21 protein-coding genes are annotated in these 23,557 nt (G+C 69.8%); 17 read left to right on the forward strand and 4 right to left on the reverse strand.

Translation table 11 applies throughout. From position 1 onward, the window contains the following. Positions 1-77 precede the first annotated feature (77 nt). The 3 genes from GWK50_RS06600 to GWK50_RS06610 are packed head-to-tail and all read left to right on the forward strand — an operon-like array spanning position 78 to position 4,129. Positions 78-1,091, forward strand: coding sequence for a tripartite tricarboxylate transporter substrate-binding protein (locus tag GWK50_RS06600; RefSeq protein WP_059400375.1), 1,014 nt, complete (start codon positions 78-80; stop codon positions 1,089-1,091). A gap of 4 nt (positions 1,092-1,095) precedes the next feature. Further along, a complete protein-coding gene (locus GWK50_RS06605) occupies positions 1,096-2,925 on the forward strand; it encodes an EAL domain-containing protein (protein WP_082136770.1) in 1,830 nt (609 codons plus the stop codon). A 10-nt stretch (positions 2,926-2,935) separates the two neighbouring features. Further along, positions 2,936-4,129 (forward strand): ABC transporter substrate-binding protein, encoded by a 1,194-nt coding sequence (locus tag GWK50_RS06610; protein ID WP_162015747.1) that lies wholly within the window; start codon positions 2,936-2,938, stop codon positions 4,127-4,129. Between the two features lie 107 nt (positions 4,130-4,236). On the opposite strand, the gene GWK50_RS06615 is transcribed toward GWK50_RS06610, so the two are convergent. Continuing rightward, complete coding sequence (locus GWK50_RS06615) at positions 4,237-5,148, reverse strand: LysR family transcriptional regulator (protein ID WP_059400377.1); 912 nt, start codon at positions 5,146-5,148, stop codon at positions 4,237-4,239. Between the two features lie 115 nt (positions 5,149-5,263). Here GWK50_RS06615 and GWK50_RS06620 point away from each other — a divergent pair, with 115 nt between their 5' ends. From GWK50_RS06620 to GWK50_RS06630, 3 genes are all read left to right on the forward strand, one after another. After that, a complete protein-coding gene (locus GWK50_RS06620; protein WP_059400378.1) occupies positions 5,264-6,235 on the forward strand; it encodes a tripartite tricarboxylate transporter substrate binding protein in 972 nt (323 codons plus the stop codon). Positions 6,236-6,242: 7 nt separating this feature from the next. After that, a complete protein-coding gene (locus GWK50_RS06625) occupies positions 6,243-7,217 on the forward strand; it encodes an alpha/beta fold hydrolase (protein WP_082136771.1) in 975 nt (324 codons plus the stop codon). A 101-nt stretch (positions 7,218-7,318) separates the two neighbouring features. Continuing rightward, a complete protein-coding gene (locus tag GWK50_RS06630; protein WP_146052263.1) occupies positions 7,319-7,504 on the forward strand; it encodes a hypothetical protein in 186 nt (61 codons plus the stop codon). 120 nt (positions 7,505-7,624) lie between these two features. Here the strand turns inward: GWK50_RS06630 and GWK50_RS06635 are convergent, their stop codons facing one another. Next, on the reverse strand, positions 7,625-8,626 hold the full coding sequence (locus GWK50_RS06635) for a LysR family transcriptional regulator (protein ID WP_059400381.1): 1,002 nt from the start codon (positions 8,624-8,626) through the stop codon (positions 7,625-7,627). Between the two features lie 112 nt (positions 8,627-8,738). Further along, on the reverse strand, positions 8,739-10,961 hold the full coding sequence (locus tag GWK50_RS06640) for an endonuclease (RefSeq protein ID WP_139222804.1): 2,223 nt from the start codon (positions 10,959-10,961) through the stop codon (positions 8,739-8,741). Positions 10,962-11,190: 229 nt separating this feature from the next. On the opposite strand from GWK50_RS06640, the gene GWK50_RS06645 reads away from it, so the two are divergent. The 6 genes from GWK50_RS06645 (at position 11,191) to GWK50_RS06670 (ending at position 16,343) form a co-directional block, all read left to right on the forward strand. Beyond that, the gene (locus tag GWK50_RS06645; protein ID WP_063840195.1) at positions 11,191-12,168 is read left to right on the forward strand and encodes a tripartite tricarboxylate transporter substrate-binding protein; all 978 of its coding nucleotides are present in this window, start codon (positions 11,191-11,193) and stop codon (positions 12,166-12,168) included. A gap of 309 nt (positions 12,169-12,477) precedes the next feature. Further along, positions 12,478-13,425: a hypothetical protein gene (locus GWK50_RS06650; RefSeq protein ID WP_139222805.1), complete on the forward strand. Its 948-nt coding sequence runs from the start codon at positions 12,478-12,480 to the stop codon at positions 13,423-13,425. 327 nt (positions 13,426-13,752) lie between these two features. Next, complete coding sequence (locus GWK50_RS06655; protein ID WP_092939644.1) at positions 13,753-14,442, forward strand: autoinducer binding domain-containing protein; 690 nt, start codon at positions 13,753-13,755, stop codon at positions 14,440-14,442. A gap of 99 nt (positions 14,443-14,541) precedes the next feature. Then, positions 14,542-14,961 carry a DUF4902 domain-containing protein gene (locus GWK50_RS06660; RefSeq protein ID WP_059400386.1) on the forward strand — a complete coding sequence of 140 codons (420 nt, stop codon included), beginning with the start codon at positions 14,542-14,544 and terminating at the stop codon, positions 14,959-14,961. A 48-nt stretch (positions 14,962-15,009) separates the two neighbouring features. Then, on the forward strand, positions 15,010-15,612 hold the full coding sequence (locus GWK50_RS06665; RefSeq protein WP_092939581.1) for an acyl-homoserine-lactone synthase: 603 nt from the start codon (positions 15,010-15,012) through the stop codon (positions 15,610-15,612). Positions 15,613-15,698: 86 nt separating this feature from the next. Then, a complete protein-coding gene (locus tag GWK50_RS06670; protein ID WP_139222806.1) occupies positions 15,699-16,343 on the forward strand; it encodes a hypothetical protein in 645 nt (214 codons plus the stop codon). Between the two features lie 89 nt (positions 16,344-16,432). On the opposite strand, the gene GWK50_RS06675 is transcribed toward GWK50_RS06670, so the two are convergent. Further along, a complete protein-coding gene (locus tag GWK50_RS06675) occupies positions 16,433-17,158 on the reverse strand; it encodes a TetR/AcrR family transcriptional regulator (protein ID WP_082136773.1) in 726 nt (241 codons plus the stop codon). A gap of 541 nt (positions 17,159-17,699) precedes the next feature. On the opposite strand from GWK50_RS06675, the gene GWK50_RS06680 reads away from it, so the two are divergent. The 5 genes from GWK50_RS06680 (at position 17,700) to GWK50_RS06700 (ending at position 23,445) form a co-directional block, all read left to right on the forward strand. Further along, on the forward strand, positions 17,700-18,707 hold the full coding sequence (locus GWK50_RS06680) for a DEAD/DEAH box helicase (protein WP_162015748.1): 1,008 nt from the start codon (positions 17,700-17,702) through the stop codon (positions 18,705-18,707). Positions 18,708-18,749: 42 nt separating this feature from the next. Beyond that, positions 18,750-19,853, forward strand: a complete 1,104-nt coding sequence (locus GWK50_RS06685; RefSeq protein ID WP_162015749.1) for a helicase C-terminal domain-containing protein — start codon at positions 18,750-18,752, stop codon at positions 19,851-19,853. 162 nt (positions 19,854-20,015) lie between these two features. Then, complete coding sequence (locus GWK50_RS06690) at positions 20,016-20,723, forward strand: hypothetical protein (RefSeq protein ID WP_059400389.1); 708 nt, start codon at positions 20,016-20,018, stop codon at positions 20,721-20,723. Between the two features lie 206 nt (positions 20,724-20,929). Next, a complete protein-coding gene (locus tag GWK50_RS06695) occupies positions 20,930-21,787 on the forward strand; it encodes an IclR family transcriptional regulator (RefSeq protein ID WP_059400390.1) in 858 nt (285 codons plus the stop codon). Between the two features lie 107 nt (positions 21,788-21,894). Further along, entirely contained in the window at positions 21,895-23,445 is a 1,551-nt protein-coding gene (locus GWK50_RS06700; RefSeq protein ID WP_059400391.1) for an AMP-binding protein, read from the forward strand. Positions 23,446-23,557: the final 112 nt, after the last annotated feature.

Consider the following 23,557-nt stretch of genomic DNA (forward strand, 5'->3'; position numbering starts at 1 on the left):
CGTGTCTCCGGCCCACCCAGGCGCCCCGGAGAGGGCGCACTGAGTAAGTAGAACAAAACGAGACCAGGAGACATGTCATGAGCACAGCTTCGCTGCGGCACCCGCCGCCGCCCCCGCGCGCGTCCCGCCGCACGCTCCTGCGCGCCGCGGGCGCGGCGGCGGCCTGCCTCGCCGCCCCGGCCCTCGCACAGCCGGGCGCCGTCGTGAAGTTTACGGTGGGCTACCCGCCCGGGGGGCTGATGGACGCCATCGCGCGCTTGCTGGCGCAGGGATTGGAACGGGAACTTCGGCGAACCGTGATCGTGGAGAACCGCCCCGGGGCGGGCGCGCGGCTGGCCGCAAGCCTCTTCAAGCGCCAGCCAGCGGACGGAACGAACCTGATGCTGGCCACGGACTCCCTCATGGTGCATGCGCCGCATGTGTTCACGAGGCTCGGCTTCGACGTGTTCCAGGACTTCACGCCGGTGGCGGCGGTCTCGAGCTTTTCCTATGTGCTGGCCACGGGTCCGGACCCCAGGGCCGACTCGCTGGGGGCGCTGGCCGAATGGCTCCGCAGAAGCCCTGATCGCGCGGCGTTCGGCCACCCCGGCGCGGGCAGCGCGCCGCATTTCTTCGGACTGGTGCTGGGCGAGAAGTTTGGCGTGCCGCTGACGGCCGTGCCCTACCAGGGCGGCGCCCCCCTGCTGACGGCGCTGGCGTCCGGCGGGCAGATCACCTTTGGCGTCAACGCGCTGGCCTCGGACATGCTGGAGTTCCACCGGTCCGGCAGGACGCGCATCCAGGCCGTCACCGGCGACCAGCGCAGCGCGCTGCTTCCCGACGTTCCCACCTTCGGTGAACTCGGCTATCCGTCCGTGCCCCGCGGCTGGTCGGCCCTCTACCTGCCGCACGACGCGGCGGCGGAGGTGGTGTCGCGCCTGAACGAGGCGCTCCAGGCGGTGCTGGCGCAACAGGAGGTGCGCGAGCGCATCGCCGGCTTTGGCATGCAGACCGAGAGCGGCAGCGCGCAGCGGTTGGCCAGGCTCGCCCGCGCGGACTACGCTACCTGGAAGCCCATCATCGAGAAGTCCGGCTTCAAGCTGGACAGCTGACGCGATGACAGGCACGGATGGACAAAAGGGGCCCGGGCTCCTCGAGGATGCATCCCCGGTCCCGGCGCGGCATCTGCCGCACCGGGAAACCCTGGCGCTTGCGGCCATGGAGGCATCTCCCGACGGGATCCTGATGGTGGACCGGGCAGGGCACATCGTCATGGTCAATGCGGCCATGGAGGCCATCTCCGGCTATGCGTCCGAGGAACTGTGCGGACAGTCGGTAGGCATCTTCCTTCCGCCGGCCGCCCGCGACGCGCACGCCCGCCAGCTGGAGGCGTATTTCCGGTCGCCGTCGGGCAGGCCCATGGGCAGGGGACAGGATTTCCGGATCATGCGCAAGGACGGCAGCCTGACGGCCGTGGCTATCGCGCTGGGCCACACGGATGTCTCCGGCGGAACCGCCGTGGCATTCGTGCGCGATATCTCGGACGTGCGCGGGCTGGAGGCCAGGATCCGCTTCCAGGCCACCCACGATACGCTGACGGGCCTGGCCAACCGCTGGCAGTTTGGCCTGGAACTCGAACAGGCCATCGCCGTTTCGGAGCGAACGGGCCAGTCCTTCGCGTTGTTGCTGCTGGACCTGGACGACTTCAAGGCCATCAACGACGGCTATGGGCATGCCGCGGGCGAACGGCTGCTGCTGGAGGCGTCGCGGCGGCTCCAAAGCGCGCTGCGTGCCGGCGATACCGTGGCGCGGCTCGGTGGCGACGAGTTCACCGTGGTCCTGCCCGCGATCGCGCAGCCCCAGGACGTGGAGCAAGTGGCCGCCAAGCTGCTCGGTGTCCTGTGCCAGCCCTACCGGATGCACGGCTTCGATCTGGCGTTCAGCGCCAGCCTGGGAATCGCCGTGTATCCCAGGGATGCGCGGGACGCCACCACGCTGCTGCGCTACGCGGACATGGCCATGTACCACGCCAAGAATTCCGGCCGCGCCAGCTACGCCTTCTACGCGCACCACATGGGCTGGCGCATGGAGGAGAAGCTCCAGCTGCGCGAGCAGCTCAAGATCGCGCTGGACTCCGACGGGCTGGAACTGCACTACCAGCCGCAGGTCAATGTGGCCACGGCCGAGGTCGAATCAGTGGAAGCACTGCTGCGATGGACCCATCCCCAACTCGGGGAGATCCCGCCCAGCCGTTTCATCCCCGTGGCGGAGGCCACGGGCATGATCCTCGCACTGGGTGCCTGGGTGATCGACCGCGCGTGCCGGCAGATCGCCGCGTGGACGGAGGCCGGCCTGCCGCTGCGTGTCGCGGTCAACCTGTCGACGCAGCAACTGCGCCAGGTGGACCTCGTCGAGCAGATCGAGCGCAGCCTGGCTCGGCATGGCGCGCGTCCCGATCTCCTGGAGATCGAAGTGACCGAATCGGAAGCCATGGCGGATCCGGAGCAGGCCAGGCAGGTGCTGTGGCGCCTGCAACGGCTGGGCATCTCCATCACGCTGGACGATTTCGGGACCGGTTATTCCTCGCTGGCCTATCTGAAGCATCTGCCGGTGTCGCGCATCAAGATCGACCGCGATTTCCTGCGCCCTTTGTTGCGCAGCCCCGAAGATGCCGCCCTCGTGCGGGCCATCGTCGTGCTGGCGCAGACCCTGGGCCTGCGGGTGGTGGCCGAGGGCGTGGAGAGCACCGAGCAGCTTTCGCTGCTCGTGCGCTACGGCTGCGATGCGTACCAGGGCTGGCTGTTTTCCAAGGCCGTGGCGGCGCACCAGATTGCCGGGCTGCTGCGGTCGGCGCCGCCGGACGACGCGCTCCCGCCCACCCATATCGATGCGGCGAACGAGACGTGGGCCCGCCGCATCCCTTCTGAAGTCCAACTGTCCAAGTAGGAGAACCGCCATGGGAAATGCATTGGTGCATTCGGGAGACGCAGCGCAGCCTGGATCGAAGCCCCGCCCCGGATGGGCGCGGCGCCGTCTGCTGCGCGCCGCGGCCTGGCTCGCGCTGGCACCAGCCGGCTGGGCCTTCGCCGCCGAGCCGCTGGTCATTGGCCAGTCCCTGCCCCTGGGCAGCGCCGACGACGGCAGTGCCGCGCGCGCCAGTGCGGGCGCCCGGGCCTACATCGAGTTCGTCAACGCCTCGGGAGGCATCCGCGGGCGGCAGCTCAAGCTGCTCACCTTGGACGATGGAGGCGACCCGCGCCGCCACGTCGACAACCTGCGCCAGCTGGTCACCCAGCACAAGGCGGTCGCGTTGCTCAACTGCGTGGGCGATGCCGCCTGCGCGGCGGGCGCGCAGGTGGCGCGCACCGAGAAGGTGGCGCTGATCGGCCCGATGTCGGGGGCGGCAGCCCTCGGCCGGGACGCCAACCCTTATGTGTTCCGCACGCGCGCGACCTATGCGATGGAGGCGGAGGCGCTGACCAAGCAGATGCTGGCGCTCGGCACGAGCAAGGTCGTGATCGTCACCGACCGGCTTCCCGTCTCCGAGGGCGCGGCCGCGCTGCAGGAGGCCTTCGCGCGGCAGCGCATCGCATCGACCGTGCTCGACGTGGCCCCTTCCGCGTCGGCATCGGTGGCGCGTTTCCGCTCCGAGGCCACTTCGGGCAGGTACCACGCGATGTTCGTGGACATGGGCGTGGAGGGCTTCGCACTCGTATCCAGGCTGAGCCAGGAAGCCAGCGACCGGTGGCCGTTGTTCGTCACGACCTTCGCCGCGGGCAACGTGAACTCGCTGCTGACCGGGTTCTCGGGCAGGGTGGTGGGTTTCACCTCGGTCGTTCCCAACCCCGAGGTCGCGTCGATCCAGTTGACCCGGGACCTGCAGGAGCACGCGGAGCGTTTCGCGGGCGGCGGACAGGCGGTGACCTTCGCCGGGATGGAGGGCTACATCAACGCGCGCATCTGCGTGGACGCGCTGCGGCGCGCCTCCGCGGCGGGCATGGTCGACGCGCGCGGCGTACTCGCCGCCATGAACACCATGGGCAGCGTCGATCTCGGGGGCTTCACCGCGAATTTCTCGGCCTCGCCCTCCGCCGCCTCCGACCGGGTCGATATCGTCGTGCGGTCGCGCAGCGGGCACCTGTTGAAGTGACGCCGGCATCCCGCCGCCTCGGCGCTGACTGCCTAGCCCTGCGTGAATCTCGTGCAAGGGTCCGACTGCAGAGACGGCCGATCACCGAGGTAGAAAGTCCCCGGACTTCAGTGACCGGATGCCAATAGTTGTGGCGCCACCTGACGCAGCAGCGTGCGAAGCCACTTGTTCGCGCCGTCGCCATGGACCCGACGATGCCAATGCTGAACCACGGTGAAGCGGGGCTGGGCAATGGGCAGCGCGAAAACGTGCAGACGCGGCCTATCCGGATGGAGGGCGACAAGGCTCTCGGGTACGGCCGCCACCAGGTCGGACTGCGCAACGAGCGAGGGCACGGACAGAAAATCCGGAACCTGTAGCTGCACTCGGCGGGAAGGCGAGAGAGCGGCCAGCGCGGCCTCGATGCGTCCGATGGCCGGGCCGCGCGGCGTGACCACACAATGCGCGCTGCGCAGGTAGCCGCTGACCGTCTGCAGCTCTGCGCGCAATGGATGGGATTTGCGCGCAATGCCGACGTACTGCTGCTCCAGCAGCCGTTGGCGATAGAGGTTCGGATGGGCCTTGCTGGGCGTGCCGATCACGAGGTCGATCCGGCCCGCCTCGAGCTCGGCCCACACCTCCTCGCCGCCTGCACGCACGATCTCCAGTCCGATGCGCCAGTCTTCGTTGGCGATGCGCCGCAACAGGCCGGGCAGGAACACAAGTTCCGCCACGTCGATCATGTGGATGCGGAAGACCCGGCTGGAGCGCTGCGGATCGAAAGACTCGCTCAGTCTCTGGACGCGCTCGAAGTCGAGCAGCAGACGCTCGGCCTCGGTGGCAAGCTTGATTGCCAGCGGCGTGCGCGTCAACTGGTTTCCCGATCGCTCGAACAGCGGGTCGCCATAGTGCGCGCGCAACCGGGACAGCGCATGGCTGACCGTCGATTGGCTCAGGTTGAGGCTCGCTGCTGCGGCAGTCACGCTGCCATGCCGGGCCAGCGCTTGCACCACCCGCAGCAGGTCAATGTCGAGGGCCATGCGTCAATTTCAGGGTTATCGATGCCGTCGATGGATTCTATGGCCCACGTCGTTGGGCGTCGCGCCGAGCCGTTCCTAAGATGGCTGTGGATTCGCCCACAACAAGGAGACACGCATGCTTCGTCAGTTCGTTCGATTCATTGCCGCCGCGCTCGCGTTTGGCGCGTGCGGCGTTCAAGCTCAGCCGCAGACGGGTTTTCCGGTCAAGCCCGTTCGCATCGTGATTCCCTACCCGGCGGGAGGACCAGTCGATGCTGCGGGCCGCCAGATTGCCAAGGGCATGCAGGAGATGCTCAAGCAGCCCGTGATCGTCGACAACAAGCCGGGAGCCAGCAGCACCATTGGCAGCGCCGAGGTTGCACGGGCCCCAGCGGACGGCCATACGGTGCTTCTGACGCTGGCCGATAGCTTTACCTACGTTCCTCACCTCTTCAAGAAGCTGCCCTACGACCCCTTTAAGGACTTCGCATTCGTCACCCAGTTGGCGCTGACACCGCCTGTGCTGATCTTGCGGACCGACGCGGGTGTCTCAGGGCTGAAGCAAATTGGCCCGGGCGGTGCTGCGCTCAACTACGGCACGTGGGGCCCAGGGAGCTACCCGCACCTGATCGGCTCGGCGCTAGCCCGGCAGACGCGCGGCAACCTGACCATCGTCGCCTACAAAGGAGGTGCGCCCGCCGCGCAGGATCTCATGGGCGGACATATCCAGATGACGATCGCCAGCATTCCGCAGGCTTTGGACATCCAGCAGAAGGGCCTTGCCACCATTTCCGCCATCGCCGGCACGCAGCGTTCACCGCTGATCCCCGACGTCCCCACCTTCGTCGAGCTGGGCTTCACCGATCCGACTTTCGCGGTCCCGATCTGGCTGGGCCTGGCCGCACCCGCCGGAACTCCCGTGTCCGTGGTGAGCCGGCTTCGGGATGCCGCGGTCGCGGCGCTGAAGCTGCCGGAGACGCAGAAGTTCCTCCAAGGCTTCGGATGGCGCGCGCTGGGCAACTCGCCGTCCGAGTTCCGCGCGGCGGTGGAGCGCGAGGGGCCTGTGATCGCGGAAGCCATGAGGCTCGCGGGCGTACAGCCGGAGTAGCCGAGCGATGCCGTCGAAGGGTTGTACCCATGCCGAGGAGTGGCGCATCCCCAGCACCTCGGATCCTGATGCGTGTCTGTTTGTCCGAAGGCGCGGCAAGCCCGGATCGGTGCCCGCGGTGTTGGTTCACGGCTTCTTTCAGCCGGGGTCGGCCATCCTGGACGTTCCCGGCTATTCGCTCCAGCAGGCGCTTGCGGACGCGGGGCTGCGTGTCTATCTGTTCGATCTTCGTGGCTATGGCCGTTCGAGCCGCCCGGCCTTCATGGAAGTCCCGCCCCAGCACAGCCGCCCTGCGCTGGGCTGCATGGCCGATGCGGTCGCAGACCTCGCCGACGTCGTGGCGTTCGTGCGAAAGCAAGAGGACGTCGCCTGCGTGGACCTGATCGGCTATTCGTGGGGCACGGCTCGCAGCGCCAACTTCACGCTGGCGGCCCCGGGGTGCGTGCGCCGCCTGGCCCTCTACGCGCCGGTCTGGCGCCCCGCCGCTGGCGCCGCGGCGAACGTCGGTGACGGCAAGGTCCCCCCAAACCTCGACCCCCGCCTTGGCGGCTACACCGTCGTGTTGCGTGGTGCGCTGAGGCGTGGATGGGACTGGGAGATTGGCGCTGCCGACGCGGCGGAGTATCGAGACCCCGCTGCGCTGGCGTGTGCGGAAAGCTCGCTGATGGATTCCGACCAAGGGCGTGGCAGCTCTGCCGAAGGCTTCCGCGCACCCATGGGCCCAAAGGTGGATGCGCTTCAGGTGCTCCGGGGAGGACAGCTCTTCGATGCACCCCGGCTGCGCCACGACCTCCTTCTGGTGCGAGGCGCGCAGGACAAGCTCTCGAGCGAGGGTGATGCCGCGGCCCTCTTTGAGTCTCTCGGGTCGCCGCACAAGCGGCTCGTGACCATAGACCGGGGTACGCACCTTCTGCATCTGGAGCATGCGCGGTGGCGGCTGGTGGACGAACTGGCGGGATTCCTCGCGGGCGACAGGGTGTGAACTGCGCGGTCGGACTGTGGCCTCCAGTCATCCGCGTCCCGGGTTCCGCGAGCCCGTAGTTCGCTCTCGGGCTGGTGGGCTCCATCAAGACGCGCATCTGCGTGGACACGCTGCAGCGCGCCTCCGCGGCGGGCATGGTCGACGCGTGCGGCGTACTCGCCGCCATGAACAACATGGGCAGCGTCGATCTCGGGGGCTTCACCGCGAATTTCTCGGCCTCGCCCTCCGCCGCCTCCGACCGGGTCGACGTCGTCGTGCGGGCGCGCAGCGGGCACCTGCTGAAATAGCACGGGCCGCCGTTCGTTTCCCGCCTACGCCCGCGAGCAAGTGCGCGTGCGACCGCTGCGCCAGCAGTTCTCCAGTGCATCGCACCGATCGCCGATGGGCCGTGTCCGTGCGAACCGGCCCTAGTCGCGGCGCGAGGGCCGCCGGGCCGCCGGCGATGCGCTGGCGGTCCCTGAGCGGCCGGGGGTCGCTTGACCGCCTCGCGCCGAAGCCCCGGTACGGAGGACATCGATCAGCATGTCCATGGACGCGGTCCGGGTGCGGTCCTTCAGCGTGACGAGCCCCATGGCCACGGCAAGCGGGTTCTGGTCTTCCAGCTGCGACAACTCGCGCACCTGGAGGCTGCACAGCCCACAGCCCGGGCGCTCCGCGCCCATGGCCTGCGGCGCGGCGAGGATGACGGCATCGGTCCGAAGCGCGTACTCGCGCAGGACGATGACGCTCTCGCATTCCAAGGCCAGCGGCAGCATTCCCTTCTCGTCGCGGGCGATCAGCTTCGCCAGCCGGGCGCTCAGGATCGCGGGGATATGGACGGAGGCGAGCCGCTGCGCCCGCAGCTCCCCGAGGGTCACGGTCGCGCGGCCGGCCAGGGGATGGCCTTCGCGGCACATCAGGCTGAGCCGCATGCGCCCGATCGGCTCGACCGCGCAGCGTTCATGGTCGATGAGCTCGCGCACATCGGCGACGAAGAAGTCGAGTTGCTCCTCCATCAGCCTTCTTTGCAGCTCCCGGGTGTGCGCGACGTCCAGCCGCACGCCGACGCGCGGGTGGGCTTGCTGGAACGCGGCGATGGCGGGGAGCACCACCGCCGGCGCGGACAGCGGGCCCGCGCCCACGACCAGGTCGCCGAGCTCGCCCGTGCGCAGGAGCCGCAGCTCCTCGGACAGCTCCTCGCTGCTCAGCAGGAGCCTTTTGGCCCTGGCGAGCACCCGCTCGCCTGCCATCGTGAGCCGGACCCCGTTCGCCCGCCGGTCGAAGAGGGGCATCGACACGGACTCCTCGAGGGCGGCGACGCTGCGGCTGAACGCGGAGGCCGACAGGAAGGCCCGCTCCGCCGCGCGCCCGAAGTGCTGTTCCTCGGACAGCAGCACCATGTGGTGGAGCTGTTTCAGGTTGATGGGCATCGCTGTCGCCTCCTGTGTTGCGCATGGCCGCCAGGCCCGCGCGCTCCCGGCATCCGCGCGGTTCACTCGCGGGACACGGGGTCCGCCAGATCCGGTGGGCCGCCATGGCGCTTCAGGGCGCGGCGGTCGCCGAGGCCGGCGCCTCGGTGCCGTCCTGCGGTGCCTGGGGGTCCTGGGCCGCGTCGAAGGATTCCTCGAGGAGCCGGGCCATGTCCTCCAGGTTCATCACGAACTGCGCGAACTCCAGCCGGCGGTCCTTGAGGGCGATGCCGCGCCTTGCGGGGGCCATGGCGGCATGCTGCGTCTGGAGTACGGACTTCCCATCCAGGTAGTCGAGCAGGTCGTCGACCTCGAAGGCCTCGGCGCGCCAGAAGCGGCGCGGCGGCTCTCCGGGACCTCTTCCCACGTAGCCGCGCACCAGCAAGTTGATCAGCTCGTGCGCCTGTCGCACCGGGTGGGCGCCGCAGCGGTAGCCGCTGAAGGCGCGGTTGGCCGTGACCACGCAGGTGCGCACGCGCGCCGGGGCGGTGGCGTCCCAGCCAAGCGCCTTGAAGAGCCGCGCCTGGTTGCCGGGTTCCGCGAGCCATAGGGCGCGGAGGTCCAGTTGCTCCTCTGCCTTCAGGACCAGGTCGTAGCTGTTGCGCAGCTCGTGCGGCGAGCACGGGTGGTAGGCGTTCTTGCATTCGATGACGAAGAGCACGCCATCGCGGTAGCAGAAGATGTCGGTCTCGCGCCTGCCGCTGATGTTGAAGTCGAAGCTCTCCCGCACGAGAAAGCCCGCTTGCCGCAGCGCCGTCGCCACGGCCACCTGCATCGGATCGTCGGCCGCCGCGGTCACGCCCTTGATCCCGCTGGCGTGCATGATGCTGCGCGCGAGGTTGGACTTGGCCACGATCGCCGGTGGAATGGCGATATAGTCGCCCTTGGGGTCCAGCGAGTGCACGAACGGCCGGTACTGGAGGTCGATGTACACGTTGGCGCCCGCCGCGGAGTTCGTCGTCGGCAGCGACAGCAGCGAGATCAGCTCCTGCGCCTTCTCTGGCGACATCACGACCTGCAGCATCCGCAGCAGATCCGCGCGTGGCGCGACCATCACGGTGGACCGAAGCCCCAGGACCCTGCGCTTCACTGGGTCGTCCACCGTTTCCAGCTTCTTGCGGAACATGGTGTCGATGAGGTTGAACAGCCGTTGCGCCTTGAGCAGGTCCATGATGGAGAGCTGCCCGCTGACCCGCAGGTCGGTGCTGCCGGGCGGCTGGAAGGTGTCGATCAGGGCGCCTTGGAGGAGAGGGAACTCCTCCAGGAACGGGCCGTCGACATTCAGGATCTCGATCAGCGGCGCAAGACTTGGCAGCGTGATCACGAACCGCTCTACGGGCTCTGTCCGGAGCGAAACGAACTCCAGCAGGCCGGCCTGGAAGAACGCGGACAGCGCGTCCTGGAACGAGGGCAGCTTCGGCTGCTCACCGCCCAGGTGCCGCTCGGACGAGGCCGCGCGTATCAGCAACTGCTGGTCGGCCTGGATGTAGCCCAGCCGGACGGATCGTTCGAATTCGGGATCGATGGCCGAGACCAGCACCCCGGCGGGGGTGGCTTGCGCCTTGTACGGAAGGCCATCGAGCAGGACCTCCGCGTCGATCAGCTCGTTGAGCCTCAGGGCGTCCACCAGCAGGCTGGAATAGACGCCCTCATGCGCCGATGCGGCGTGGTCGTCGGTCCAGGTCCACGTCCGGGCGCCGATGCCGGGACCGTCCCGCGAGATCATGTAGAGCCGGGAGAACGCCGATGCGAGCTCGGTGGCGCTCCAGCGCAGCGGCTGGCTCTCGTCGGCCTGCTCGCTGCCCAGCCAGTTGATGGAGAACGAGGAGTTGACGAGCGCCAGCAGGGTCTTGAGGGCCGCGCCTCGGCGCGCCTTCAGGCGGTCGACGATGCTCCGGTGGATCTGCCTCGCGGGCCCGGCGAGCGCCAGCAGCGCCTGCACGGACTGCAGGTACTGGACCTGCTCGGACGGCAGCGGCGAGGTCGCGGACAGTTCGAGCGCCGCCGCCACGATCTTCTTCAGGCAGCCGCCGTCGTATCCATAGCGCGAAGCGCGCAACAGGCCGTCCTTGCGCATGCGCGCGAGCCACGTGCTGCCGTCGAGGCGCAGCAGGGCCAACGTGGACGCCACGGCGTCGCGGCGGTCGTTCGCTGCGATGCACCCGGCCAGGCGCTCGTAGAGAGCCTTGGCCTCTTCACGCGTGGCGGTGGGCGCCGGCAGTGCCTGGGCCGCCGCCGCCATGGCGGACAGGGTCGGTGCCTTCAAGAGTTCGGCGATGCATGCGGCCAGGTCCAAGAGGGGCTCCTTCGTGTATTCAGCGCGGGCCTGGCCCGACCGGCCGCCTTCGTCGCCGGCTGCCGCGCCGTTGGCGCGCGGCACCTCCATCTTATTGCAAGGATTGCAACGCTAGGCGGCTTAAATTGCATTGGACGCAAGCTGCCGCCTTGGCTACTCTCCTGGCGAACACGGTACTGGGCGGCCCCGCGCGCACCGGCCCGCAACAAAAGAGACAAAGGAGACAGCGATGGCGTATTCGAGGAGAAGGATCCTGCAGGCCGGGTCGGCTGCGATGGCGCTGGCCGCGTCCGGTCCGCTGCGCGCGGCGCCGGGGCCCGAACTGGCGCGCATCCTCGTGGGCTTTCCGCCGGGCACGACCACGGATGTCGTTGCCCGCAAGATCGGGGACCGGCTCGTCAACGACTATGCGCCGGCCGTCGTGGTGGAAAGCCGCCTCGGGGCGGGCGGTCAGCTCGCCGTGGTCGCGGTCAAGGCCGCGGCGCCCGACGGCGCCAGCATTCTCGTCACCCCCATGTCGATGCTCGGCGTCTATCCGTTCACCTACCGCAAGCTTCCCTATGACCCGGCGGCGGATCTCGCGCCGGTGTCCATGGCCGCAACCCTCGATTGCGGCATCGCGGTCGGCCCCGCGGTCCCGGAGCAGGTGCGGACGGTGAACGACCTGATGGCCTGGTACAAGGCGCACCCGGACCGCGCCAGCATGGGCTCGCCCGCCACGGGGTCGACGCTGCATTTCGCGGCCATCTCGCTCGGCAGGGCGGCGGGCGTGGAGATCACCCACATCGGCTACAAGGGCTCCGGCGCGGCGATCACGGACATGATCGGCGGCAACCTTCCGGCGCTCTGCAGCCCGCTGGGCACTTTCCTGAACCAGCCCAGGCTGCGGCTCCTCGCGACGACCGGGTCCGAACGGAGCCGGTTCACGCCCAAGGTGCCCACGCTGGTGGAGCAGGGCTTCAAGAACATGGTGTTCCAGGAGTGGTACGGCGTCTACCTGCCCGCCGGGGCACCCGCGTTCGCGGTGCAGAAGCTCCATGCGGCCGTGCACCGCGCGCTGGCGTCCAAGGAGGTGGAGGAGAGCTTCGCGTCCTTCGGGATGGAGGTGTCGCCGTCCACGCCTGCGCAACTGACGGAGGCGCTGCGCGATGCCCAGAAGAAGTGGGAGCCGATCGTCAAGAGCATCGGCTTCAGCGCCGACAGCTGAAGCGCACGCTCCCGGCCCTGCCATCCGGCCGCGACCCGCCGCAGCCGCGCCGGCGCTGCGCGCGGCACCGGCAACCGCAGCGGCCCCTGGGTGCCGCCGCTGCATCCATCGCTTCGCCCGCACGCATCCGCCCGCACGCATCCGCCTGCACGCATCCCACTGCCTTACCCCGGGGTCGGCCGGCCGCCTTCGCCCGCGACACTGCGCGACCGCCCCGGCTGGCAGACCAGCCCGGGGCCCTGCGGCTGGCCACGGCCGGGGGTTGAAGCCCGGTGCGAGGCGTGGAAGATGCAGGCGGAGGTGTCAGACATGTCCTTTCGAATGCAGTTGGCCTCGCTCCCGGACGGCGCGGGGTCCTTTGAGGTGTTGAGCTTCGCGACGGTGCGTCGCCCGGCGCATGGCGCCGCGCGCCCCTTCGACCCCGTGCTCGCGGCCACCGTGGGCACGCAGCTGGAGTACGGCAACCTTTTTGCCTATCTGTTCCGCCGGTTCGGCTATCCCAACGAGCCCTGGGACCGGCGCAACGAGCTGGCGCGCTATCTGCTCTCGACGCGCCGCGCCGACTTGTTCCTCGGCGTGGCGCCCCGGCTCGACGGCCGCGCCGATCTCAGCCTGGTCTTCCTCGGCCCCGCGGGACTTGGACAGGCGGCCCGGTCCTTCTGCAGCGCGCCCGTCGAGGCCTGGGAGGGCAGGGCGATCGCGCACGGCGCCCCGAGGGACTGGCCGGGGTGGCTGGGGCCCGCCTCTGCCGCCTCCAGAGCAAGCACCGACCCGCCAGGGAACCCCGCGGACGGCCCGGCACGCCGGCTGCGCGAGGCGCTGCGGCCCCGGCCCGGCGATCCTCCCTCCGTGGCGCTGCGCAAGCGCCGGTACCTGCAGCGCTGCCATGAGCTCTACGCGCGCGTCGAGCCTGCGCCACGGCCGCTGCAGCGGCCCGCCGCATTGAAGGACTGGTCCGATGCGGATCCGCTCAAGCCCTACGCCCTGGCCGCCACACAGGCGCTGCGCGAGCTGAAGCGCGACGTGCGGCTTGGCGACGGCGCGATCGATGTGTTCGGGGCCCGGGCGCCCACTCGGCGCGCGCTCGCCGGCGCGGAGTCCGCCGACCTGTCCTGGAACGCGCTCGTGCCGCAGAACGCCCCGCTCGTCGCCGAGTTGCAGCGGGCGCTCGTGCGCCTCGGCAGAGGCGACGCGCGGCTGGGTGTGGCCCGCGCATTGGCCCTGCTGCAGCGCGAGCCCGGGCGCGCCAGCCGCTGAGGAGCGTCGCATGCAACCCACCGGACGACCGAACAGCGCCAGCGGCTGCCGTCCGGTGGCCTGCGTCTGCCCGCTCCAGGGGACGGTCCGCCGGAATAACCTGCCCGATTTCCGTGCAATCGCAGCAAAATCGGTAGTTGCGTTGCCCGGCACTGCGTGTCGGGCGGCCTGCCGACAGCAATATCCGCTGGCGGCGGGGAGTCGTTGGCCGCCCACAAGGTAGACCAGTGTGTTCCATGTCCATGCACGGTGCGCCCGCCGCCGTGGGGATTCTCTGGAAGGAGGGTGGGCGGGAGAAGAGCCATGGAGAACTGGGCGGGATCCCTGATGCAGGCCATCGACCCCGACGGCGCCGAGGACGAGGTGTTCGCCCATATCGCGTTCGCCGCCAGGGGCCTGGGCTTCGAGTGGTGCGCGTTCGGGCTGCGCGTGCCCCTGCCGGTGACCGATCCGAAGGTCATGCTGGTCAACGACTACCCCGCGGTGTGGCAGCACCGGTATCTCGAGGCGGGCTACGTGCGCGTCGACCCCACGGTGCTGCACGGGCGCAGCAGCCAGGTGCCGCTCGTCTGGAGCGAACAGGTCTTCGCATCGACCCCGGGGCTGTGGTCCGAGGCGCAGTCCGCAGGCCTGCGCTACGGCTGGTGCCAGTCGAGCCTGGACGCGTACGGGGTGACGAGCATGCTCAGCCTGTCGCGCTCGTCCGAGCCGATCACCGGCACGGAGATGGCGGACAAGCGGATGCAGATGTCCTGGCTGGTGAACATCGCGCACATGGCACTGGGCCGCCACTTCAAGCCCAGGCTGTACGGACCGCCGGGCGCCGACCTGACGGCCCGGGAGACGGAAGTGCTCAAATGGACCATCGACGGCAAGACCGCCGGGGAGATCGCGCTCATCCTCTCGATCAGCATCGATACGGTGAACTACCACGTCAAGAACGCGACCCTCAAGATGAATTCGCCCAACAAGGCAACCGCCGCCGTTCGCGCGCTCGCGATGGGCCTGCTGTCGTGAGAAGCGCAGCGACGGTTTGACGGGCCGCCGCCGCTCTCCGAAACTGTCGGGTGCGCGCGGCGGAGCGCCCGGCCCGCGGCATAGGCGCACGATGACGACATGACATGGCAATACGGTCCCGCGTACGGTGAAGGTCCCTGGCTGTCCAGCACGGATGGCTTTGTGCGGCTGTCGCTGGACGCCATGCTCGACCTTCGGCTGGAGCACATGCTTTCGCGGCTGGAACAGGACCCCCAGGACATTGCGCGGTGCGGCGCACAGACCGCGATCTGCGGCTACAGCGAGTGGTTCAGCCGCGCCGCGCCGTGCCTGAGCATCGGCTGGGACTGGCGGCTGGTGTGCGCGCCGGGCGTGCTCGGGCTGGCGCGCGTGGGCTGGCCCCGCAGCAACGTCATGTTGATCGACCGGCATGGCGCCGACTACGCCTGGCGGCGCAATCTCGAAGTCCTGGGCACCGTGGTGGACGCGCTGCCGTGGCGCGACAACCCGCGGCAGGTCCTGTTGCGCTGCACGCTATAAGTGTCCTCCAGCAGTTGGTAGTACCGCAAAGCGCGGGCTGACGATGCAATGGCGGCTCGTCAGTCGTTGCTGGAGGCCGATGTGGAGATTATTGAAGGCACCCCGAGGTCCCTGTCGCCGGAATTGTTCGAGGGCATTGCGCGTTACCGGCACAAGGTGTTCATCGAGACGCTCGGATGGGAGCTTCCGGCCCGCGAGGGGCTGGAGCTGGACCAGTTCGACCGCCCCGACACCATCTATCTGGCCGCCCGCGAGTACGACGGCCGCCTGGTCGGCACCGCCCGCCTGATGCCGACCGACAAGCCCTATCTGCTCGGCGAGGTGTTCCCGCAGCTGATGGGGGGCGTCGAGCCGCCGCGGCGCGCCGACGTCTGGGAACTGTCGCGTTTCGCGGCCGTGGATTTCGCGCAGGCGGGGGCCCATCCCCTGGGCCAGTTCTCGTCGCCGGTCACCCTGCAGCTGCTGCGCGAGGTGCTGCGTCTGGCGGCCGACAACGGCGTCCAGCGCCTGATCACGGTGTCTCCGCTCGGCGTGGAACGGCTGCTGCGGCGAGCCGGCTGTGCCGCCCACCGCGCGGCGCCGCCGGTGGTGATCGGCGGGCAACCGCTCTTCGCGTGCTGGGTCGAAGTGCAGGGACGGCTGTCGAGCTGATGGACCCCATGTGCGATCCCACATGCAGGTTGCCGGCAGATCTCGGTCCGCCTGGCGCCCCACCGCCGCCGTCTGCGGCAGCCGACATGGCGCCGGATGCCCGTGAACCGGGTCCGCGGCGCGCAGGCGCCGCGGTGCAGCCGCCACAGACCCATGGCCAGCTTTCGCTCCTGATCACCGATGGGGCGGTATGGGACCTTCGGCGCGCCGCCCGGCGCAGCGGATGCCGTCTCGCCGAAATGCTGCTGGCGATGTTCGGCCTGGCGCTCGACCGGCAAGGACTGCATGGGGAGGCATCGATCACCGTTCTTTGGCCGGAACCGGGCCAGGGTGGGGCGATGCAGCGCGGCGTCGCCGGTGGCGCCGTGCAGCCGCGCGACGAGACGGCCATGCCGAAGGACATGCGCCGGGCGATCGCGGGCGGTGCTGGCCCCGGCATGGCATACGCCGACGCGCGGGGCGGCGTGGCTTTCCGGTACACGCGGTGCTGGCTGGGAGAGGCGACCATCGCGCGGCTGCTCGAGTCCGACGCGTCAGGTGATCGGGGCGGTGATGGCGGGTTCGATCTGCTGCTCGCGATCAGCGAGTTCGATGACGAACTGCTGCTGGAATGCTTCTACCGGACCGCTGCGACGACCGAACCGTCCGCCCGCCAGTTGCTGCAGGCTTATGTGAGCGACCTTGCAGACATCGCGCGCTCGTCTTCCGAGCCCACCGGCGCACGTGGCTGATCCCCTGGGCCGACCCCTGCCGGCCCGGGACGCGAGGTGCTTCGTCGGCGGGCCGGTTGGAGAGAGGCAAAGGCCGAAGCAGGAGGAACTCACGCCGCGGGCGACGGTACCGATGGCGTGGCGCGCCAACCGTGCAGCAGTGCCTCGACGTGCAGGCTGAGAAAGCGCTGCTGGTCGAAGTCGTTGGGCTGCGGGGTGCGCAGTCCTCCCGCATGCTCCCACAGCGAGAGGAAGAGCATGGGTGCGAGCACGAGCTTGACGGCGTATTGCATTTCGGGAATGCGCAGCTCGCCGCGTTCGACACCCCGCCGCAGGATGCGGCCGACCAGTTCGTTGCCGGGCTCGATGACCTCGCGCCGGTAGAAGTCCGACAGCTCGGGGAAGTTCTGTGCCTCGCACAGCATCAGCTTGGAGATGCCCGCGGCCGGCGTGTCCCCCACGCGCCGCCACCACACCTGCATGCAGTAACGCAGCAGTTCTTCCGTGCTGCCCTCGAAGCTGTCCAGCTCGCGGCCCCATTCGGCGAAGCGTCCTGCGATGACCTCGCGCACCACGGCCTTGAGCAAGTCTTCCTTGGTGGAGAAGTACAGGAACAGCGTGCCCTTGGAGACGCCCGCCCGGGCTGCCACTTCGTCGACGCGGGTGGCGGCGAACCCCTTCTCGACGAACAGCGCGAGCGCCGCCTCCAGCAATTCGCCCGGGCGCGCCTGCTTGCGCCGCTCGAACCTGGAGCCTGTCGCGGAAATGGAAGTGGTGGAGTCCAACGTGCGGTTCTTCTTGTGATCGTGCGGTGGTTGATTGGGCCACACCTGCATGCGGCGTCAATCCGGAGGTACCTGGGGCAGTTCGGGCGCGGCGGAGTCGGCTGCGGCCCCGCGCCGCCCGGCATCGGGACGGGCAGGGCCGCGGCACCGGCCTCAGGGCGCGGTCCGTGACGCCTCGCGATGCCGCGCCCGCAGGTGCATGCGCATGCGCCGCGCGTGCTCGCCCTGCGGGTCCGGCAGCAGATGCTGCTGGATCTGCCAAGCCGCAGCGTCTCCAGCACGGCGCTTTCGGCCTGTGGATCCCACAGCACGGACGGGGCGCCGGTAGCGGCTCGCCGGGCGCGGCGCTAGAGGGCACGTGCCCCCGGGGAAGGAAGTGCCGCAGTTGCGACCTTGACGCGGCCACAGGGCGTGCTGCAGCGTATCCGCCGGGATAAGGAGCCAGCGCCGGAAGCCTGGAATCGTTGCCGGTCCCGCGGCGGCACTTGCTCGGGTCCAGGGCGCTGCGCCGCAGCCTGCGATGCCATGCGCTGCCTGCGCCTCGCGGTCGCCGCCGGGGTTGACCGGGCCGAAACGGGGGCGATGCTGGGCCATGCTCACCCCCGACGAGAAGCAGCTGATGCAACGGTGTCTCGACGCGATCCGCGAACGATCGCCGGGGTTCCGCGCGCGCCGCCCGCAGCTGCAGATGATCGCGGCGGTGGCGCACGCGCTTGCCCGCGTCGATGCCAGCGACGCAGAGCGAAGCGACGGAGCGCACCTCGCCGTGATCGAGGCCGGAACGGGCACCGGCAAGACGGTCGCCTATCTGCTGCCCGCACTGGTGCTGGCGCACTTGCGCGGCCGCAAGCTGGTCGTGTCCTCGTCCACCGTCACGCTGCAGGAGCAACTGCTGCACAAGGACGTGCCGGACCTGCTGCGCTTTCTGCCGTTCCCGGTCTCCTACGTCGTGGCCAAGGGCCGGCGGCGCTTCCTGTGCCCGGCGCGGCTCGCGCAGCGTCTGGACCAGCAGGCCGCGGTCGAGCCGCGCGACGCGCCCGGGCAGCAAGACGACGCGGCGGCGGACGGTGCCGGCGTGCGGCCGCTGCGCTGGTTCTCGCGCCTGGCCGAGGCCTTCGATGCCGGCCGCTGGTGCGGAGACCGCGACGCCTGGCCGCAGGTGATCCCGGAGTCCGTCTGGGCCAGCGTCACGACGGACCGCCCGGGCTGCCTGGGCAGCCGCTGTCCGAGCTATGCGCGCTGCCCCTTCTACCAGGCCCGCCAGCGTGCCAAGGAGGCCGACCTCACCATCGCCAACCACGACCTCGTGCTGGCGGCAGCGGACATGGAGCCCGGCAGCACGCTGCCCGATCTGCGCGAGGCGCTGGTAGTCTTCGACGAGGCGCACAGCCTGCCCTCCAAGGTGGTGGACCACTGCGCCTCGCGCCACTCCGTGTGCAGTGCGGCCTCCTGGGTGTCCCATGCGGCCCGCGATGCCCGCGCCGCCGTCACGGCGCTGCGGCTCGGCCGGTTCGGCCCGGATCTCCCGGATCCTGCCCTCCCTGCCGCGCGGCTGTGCGCGGCGCTGGAGCGCCTGCTGGAGGCCGTGGGGCGGCACTGAGAGTTCGCTGGCCAGCAACGCATCAGCCGCTTCGCAGGCGGCGTGCTGCCTGTGGAGGTGCGGAAAGCGGGCGCTGCCGTGCTGGACGCAGCGCGCGCGATGGGCCAGGACCTTCTGACGCTCCGCACGGCGCTCGTGGACCGCGCAGGCGATCGTGCCGAGGCCGTGCAGCCGCACCTGGCCACGCTCGGGGGGTACTTCCCGAAACTGGAGGAGCTGGTCGCGACCTGGGACTGGATGCTGTGCGACGAGACGCAGCATCCGCTGCCCGTGGCGCGCTGGGTGGAGCGCCATGCGGGTTCGGGCGGTGGCGACGACTTCCTGGTCTGCGCGGCGCCGATCAGCGGCGGGCCGCGGCTGCGGGAACTGCTGTGGAACAAGGTCGGCGCTGCGGTGTTGACGTCGGCGACCTTGCGCGCCTGCGGGCGCTTCGCCATGTTCCTGGAGGAGGCGGGACTGCAAGGCTATGCGGCACTGGAACCTTTGGCGCTGGCATCGCCGTTCGACTATGGGCGCCGGGCGGTCCTGCATATCCCGGGAGTGCGCGCCGATCCCCGCGATGCGGCCGCCCATGGGCAGGAGATCGTGCGGCGTCTTCCTGCCTTGCTGGCGCGCCAGCGCGGCTCGCTGGTGCTGTTCGCCTCGGCCCGGCAGATGCGCGAGGTCCAGGCAGCCTTACCCGACGAACTGAAGGCCTGCGTGCTCATGCAGGGTGAATGCTCCCGGCGCGAGCTGCTCGAGCGCCACCGTGCCCGGATCGATGCGGGCGAGCGCTCGGTGCTGTTCGGTCTGGCCAGCCTGGCCGAGGGCGTCGATCTGCCGGGCGAGTACTGCACCCATGTCATCTGCGCCAAGCTGCCGTTCTCCGTGCCGGACAACCCGCTGGAAGAGACGCGCCGCGAGTGGATAGAGGCACAGGGGCGCTCCGCATTCCTGGAACGCAGCGTGCCGGAGGTCGGCATCCGGCTGGCGCAGGCCACGGGGCGGCTGCTGCGCACGGACGACGACCACGGCACGGTGACGGTGCTGGATCCGCGGCTCGGGAGAACGCATTGGGGCCGCATGCTGCTGCGCGGCCTGCCGCCGTTTCGCATCGTCATCGGCGACCGGCCGCTCGATGCGCCCGGCTTGGCCGAGGCGGCCTGACGTGGCGCGGGCGGCTCAGGCGACCCGCACGGCGGCAGCATGGAGCGGTGTCCGCCCGCGGCCGCCCCCTGGCCAAGCGGCGAACCGGACGGCGCGGCGCTGCTCAGCTGTGGCGGCATGCCCTCGGTTCCGGTACAACGCATTCGCAGGAGGAGAGAGATCATGCGCGTCATCAGGAAACCCCGGTATCCCGAGATCAACCAGCTCACCACGAAGCTGATCGTGGGCGTCATCGCCATTGCGATCGCTTCCGTCACCGGCTGGGTGTCCACACTCGAGCGCCCGCTCGCATCCATCAGCGAGTCGTATTTCGCGGGCGACTGGTCGCGCAACATCTTCGTCGGCTTCCTGTTTGCGATCTCGGCCTTCCTGCTCTCGTACAACGGGCAGACCCGGGCGCACATGGTCCTGTCCCGGGTGGCGGCGCTGGCGGGCCTCGGCGTGGCCATGTTTCCCTGCAAGTGCGGCGGCCGCGAGGAGATCATCCCCTATGTCCACTATGCCTGCGCCGCCGTCATGTTCTCGGTGCTGGCGTATTTCTGCATCGCGTTCTACCGGCATGCGCGCAGCAAGCCCCACCGGCAGGCGCACTGGCGCGCGAGGCTGTACCTCGCATGCTTCTGGGCCATGGTCGCGGCCATGGCCGTGCTGCTGGTCAATGGCATCTGGGGTGACGATCTGGGCATCGAGGCGCGGCTGCCGCGCATCGTGTTCTACGGCGAGGCGGTGGCGCTGTCGGCCTTCGGGGTGTGCTGGCTGGTGGCCAGCCGGGTGCTGCCCGGGCTGACCCGGCCCGAGGAGCGCCATCGGCTGCTGGCCGAGGACCCTCCCGGCGCGGACGACCGCGGCGGCGAGACGCCACGGTCGTGACGCTGGATCCGCAGTCCCTCGCGCCGCGGTGAGCGGCCGCGCCCGCGCGGAGCGCCCCTGACGGCGCTGCGCACCCTTGCCGGACAGTCCGCCGGATGGGGCGTCGGCCCGCTGCCGCTCGCACGCCCCTGGGAAGGGGCGGCGGGGTAAGGCTGCAAAATATGACAAGAATCGTCCGGCGCTCTGGTCTCGGTCCGGGCACAGGCATGGCATCCGAAACCATCTTGGGAGACATCATGGTTGTACCGTTTGATCACGGCGCCAGGCGTGACGGCGCACAGACGCTGGGGCGGGGCCTGCGGATCGCCTCGCTGATCATGCAGGCGGGCCAGGGCGGACTGGGTCTCTCGGACGTGGTGGAGGCCACGGGCCTGAACAAGTCCACGACCCATCGGCTGCTGTTGGAGCTCGTCGGCGCCGGACTGCTGTCCCGTGACGAGCAGCGCAGGTACCGGCTCGGGCCCCTGGCCTACGAGATGGGATTGGTCTCGTCCTACCGCTACGACGTGCGCCCGCTGTGCGAGACTTCGCTGGACCGCATCGCCTGCAGTACGGGCGACACCGTGTTCCTGGGCAAGCGGTGTGGCGCCTCGTCCGTGTGCATCGACCACCGCATCGGCGCCGAAGTGCGCCCGCCCATCGTGCCGCCGAAAGGCCGCGTCCATCCCCTGGGGGTGGGCTCGATGGGGATGGCGGTGCTCAGCCAGCTGAGCGACGAGCAGGTGACCGTGATCAACGCGGCGAACCGCAAGCGGCTGGAGGCCTTCGCCGGCGTCTCCTCGGCCTACGTCCAGGAGATGGTGGAGCGCACGCGCGCGCTGGGTTTCGCCCGGATGGCGAACCATGTGGCGCACGGGGTGGTGTCGCTCGGCGTGAGCATCAACGACGGGTCGGGACGGCCCCTGCTGGCCATCAGCGTGGCCACGACCCTGGGCCGCATGAGCCGCAGCCATGAGCAGTCGGTGCTGGACGCGCTCTATGCGGAAGCGCTGGTCCTGCAAGAGAGCCTGCTGCAACGCTCCCGCTTCCCGGCCGACGCTTTCGCCGTCCCCGTCACGCCCTAGCGCGCGGCCATTCGCGCGAAGTTCCCTGTATGTGGAACTTCGCGGCACCACGGGCGCGCCGCCCTTCCTAGACTTCGGTGCAACCGATGTGGATGGAAGGGAAAGCAATGCAGGCAAACGCGATGGCGTCGATGGGAGAGGCGCTGGTCCATGCGTTCGAGCGCTCCGGCGCCAGGGTGGCGATCGAGTGCGACGGCGCCGAGGTGACGTATGCGCAGCTGGCGTCGGACGTCGCCAGGACGATCGGCGCGCTGCGGGCCCTGGGCTTGAAGCCGGGCGACCGGATCGCGCAGATCGCGGCGAACGGCTATGAGGCCTTCCTGGTGGTCGCGGCGGCCTACGTCGGAGGCTTCACCCTGGTGCCGCTGCAATACAACGGCGATCTGGAGGACCATCGCTTCGCCATCGAGGACAGCCGGCCCGCCCTGGTGATCGTCGATGCAGGGCGTGCCGGCCGCGCGCAGCAATTGGCGGCGTCCTGCGGGCACGCATTCCTGCGCGCGACCCACGACGAGCTGGCCACCGCGGCCGCCGGGCAGCCGCAGCGCCCGCTGCGCTCGTTCGCCGGGGCCGCGGACCCGCAGGGCTGCGCCCGCCTCAACTACACCGGCGGCACGACGGGCAAGCCCAAGGGCGTGATGATCGCCTCGGCCGCGCTGACCTACGCCACGATGCTGCACGTCATCGCCAACGGCTACGACGGCGATACCCGGCTGCTCGTGGCCTCGCCGATCTCGCACGGCGGCGGCTCGTTCATCCCCCCGGTGCTGTGGATGGGCGGGCGCGTCGTCATCCACAACGGGTTCGATGCGGCGCGCGTGACCGCGGAGATCGCCAGCGGCCGGGTCAACTCGCTGTTCCTGGTGCCGACGATGCTGTACGCCTTGCTCGACCACCCGGACGTGGCCCGGATCCAGCGCGGGCAACTGCGCAGGGTCACCTACGGCGCCGCTCCGGCGTCGCCCGCCCGCCTGCGGCAGGCGCTGGAGCTGTTCGGGCCGGTGCTGGTCCAGAGCTACGGTCAGTCGGAGGCGCCCGGCGCCATCCTGTACCTGTCGGCGCAGGAGCATGTGCACGAGGATCCGCAGCGGCTCATGGCGGCCGGCAAGCCCTATCCGGGCGTGAGCATCAAGCTGGTCGGCCAGGACGGCCAGGCGCGCACCGGCTCCGGGGAGGTGGGCGAGATCTGCGTGCGGGCGCCGCACGTGATGCTGGGCTACCTGAACAACCCCGAGCTGACCGAGGCGACGATCAGGGACGGCTGGCTGCATACCGGTGACCTGGCCCGCGTGGACCCGTACGGCTTCTTCCATATCGTCGACCGCGCCAAGGACATGATCATCTCCGGCGGGTTCAACGTCTATGCGTCGGAGGTGGAAAGCGTCCTGGAGGCGCACCCGGACGTCAAGGCCTCGGCGGTGATCGGCGTGCCCGACGAACGCTGGGGCGAGGCCGTGAAGGCCTTCGTCGTGCCGCAGCCCCAGTGTTGCCCCGCCGAGGCGGATCTCATTGCCTTCGCCAAGGCGAACATCGGCTCGATCAAGGCGCCCAAGACGATCGAGATCACGGGCAGCCTGCCGGTGACGAAGGTCGGGAAGATCGACAAGAAGGCGTTGCGCGCGCCGTACTGGGAGGGCAAGGCCCGCGGAGTGAACTGAGCCTGCCGCGCTGCGGCCGGCCACGCAGCACCGTGTATCGGAGAGCCGCCAGCCGGTGCGGCCGCGCACCGGGTGGGGCAGGGCTGCTGTCCAAGGGAAGAACGGAAGACAT

Source organism: Acidovorax sp. 210-6 (assembly GCF_010020825.1).
GTDB lineage: Bacteria > Pseudomonadota > Gammaproteobacteria > Burkholderiales > Burkholderiaceae_C > Simplicispira > Simplicispira sedimenti.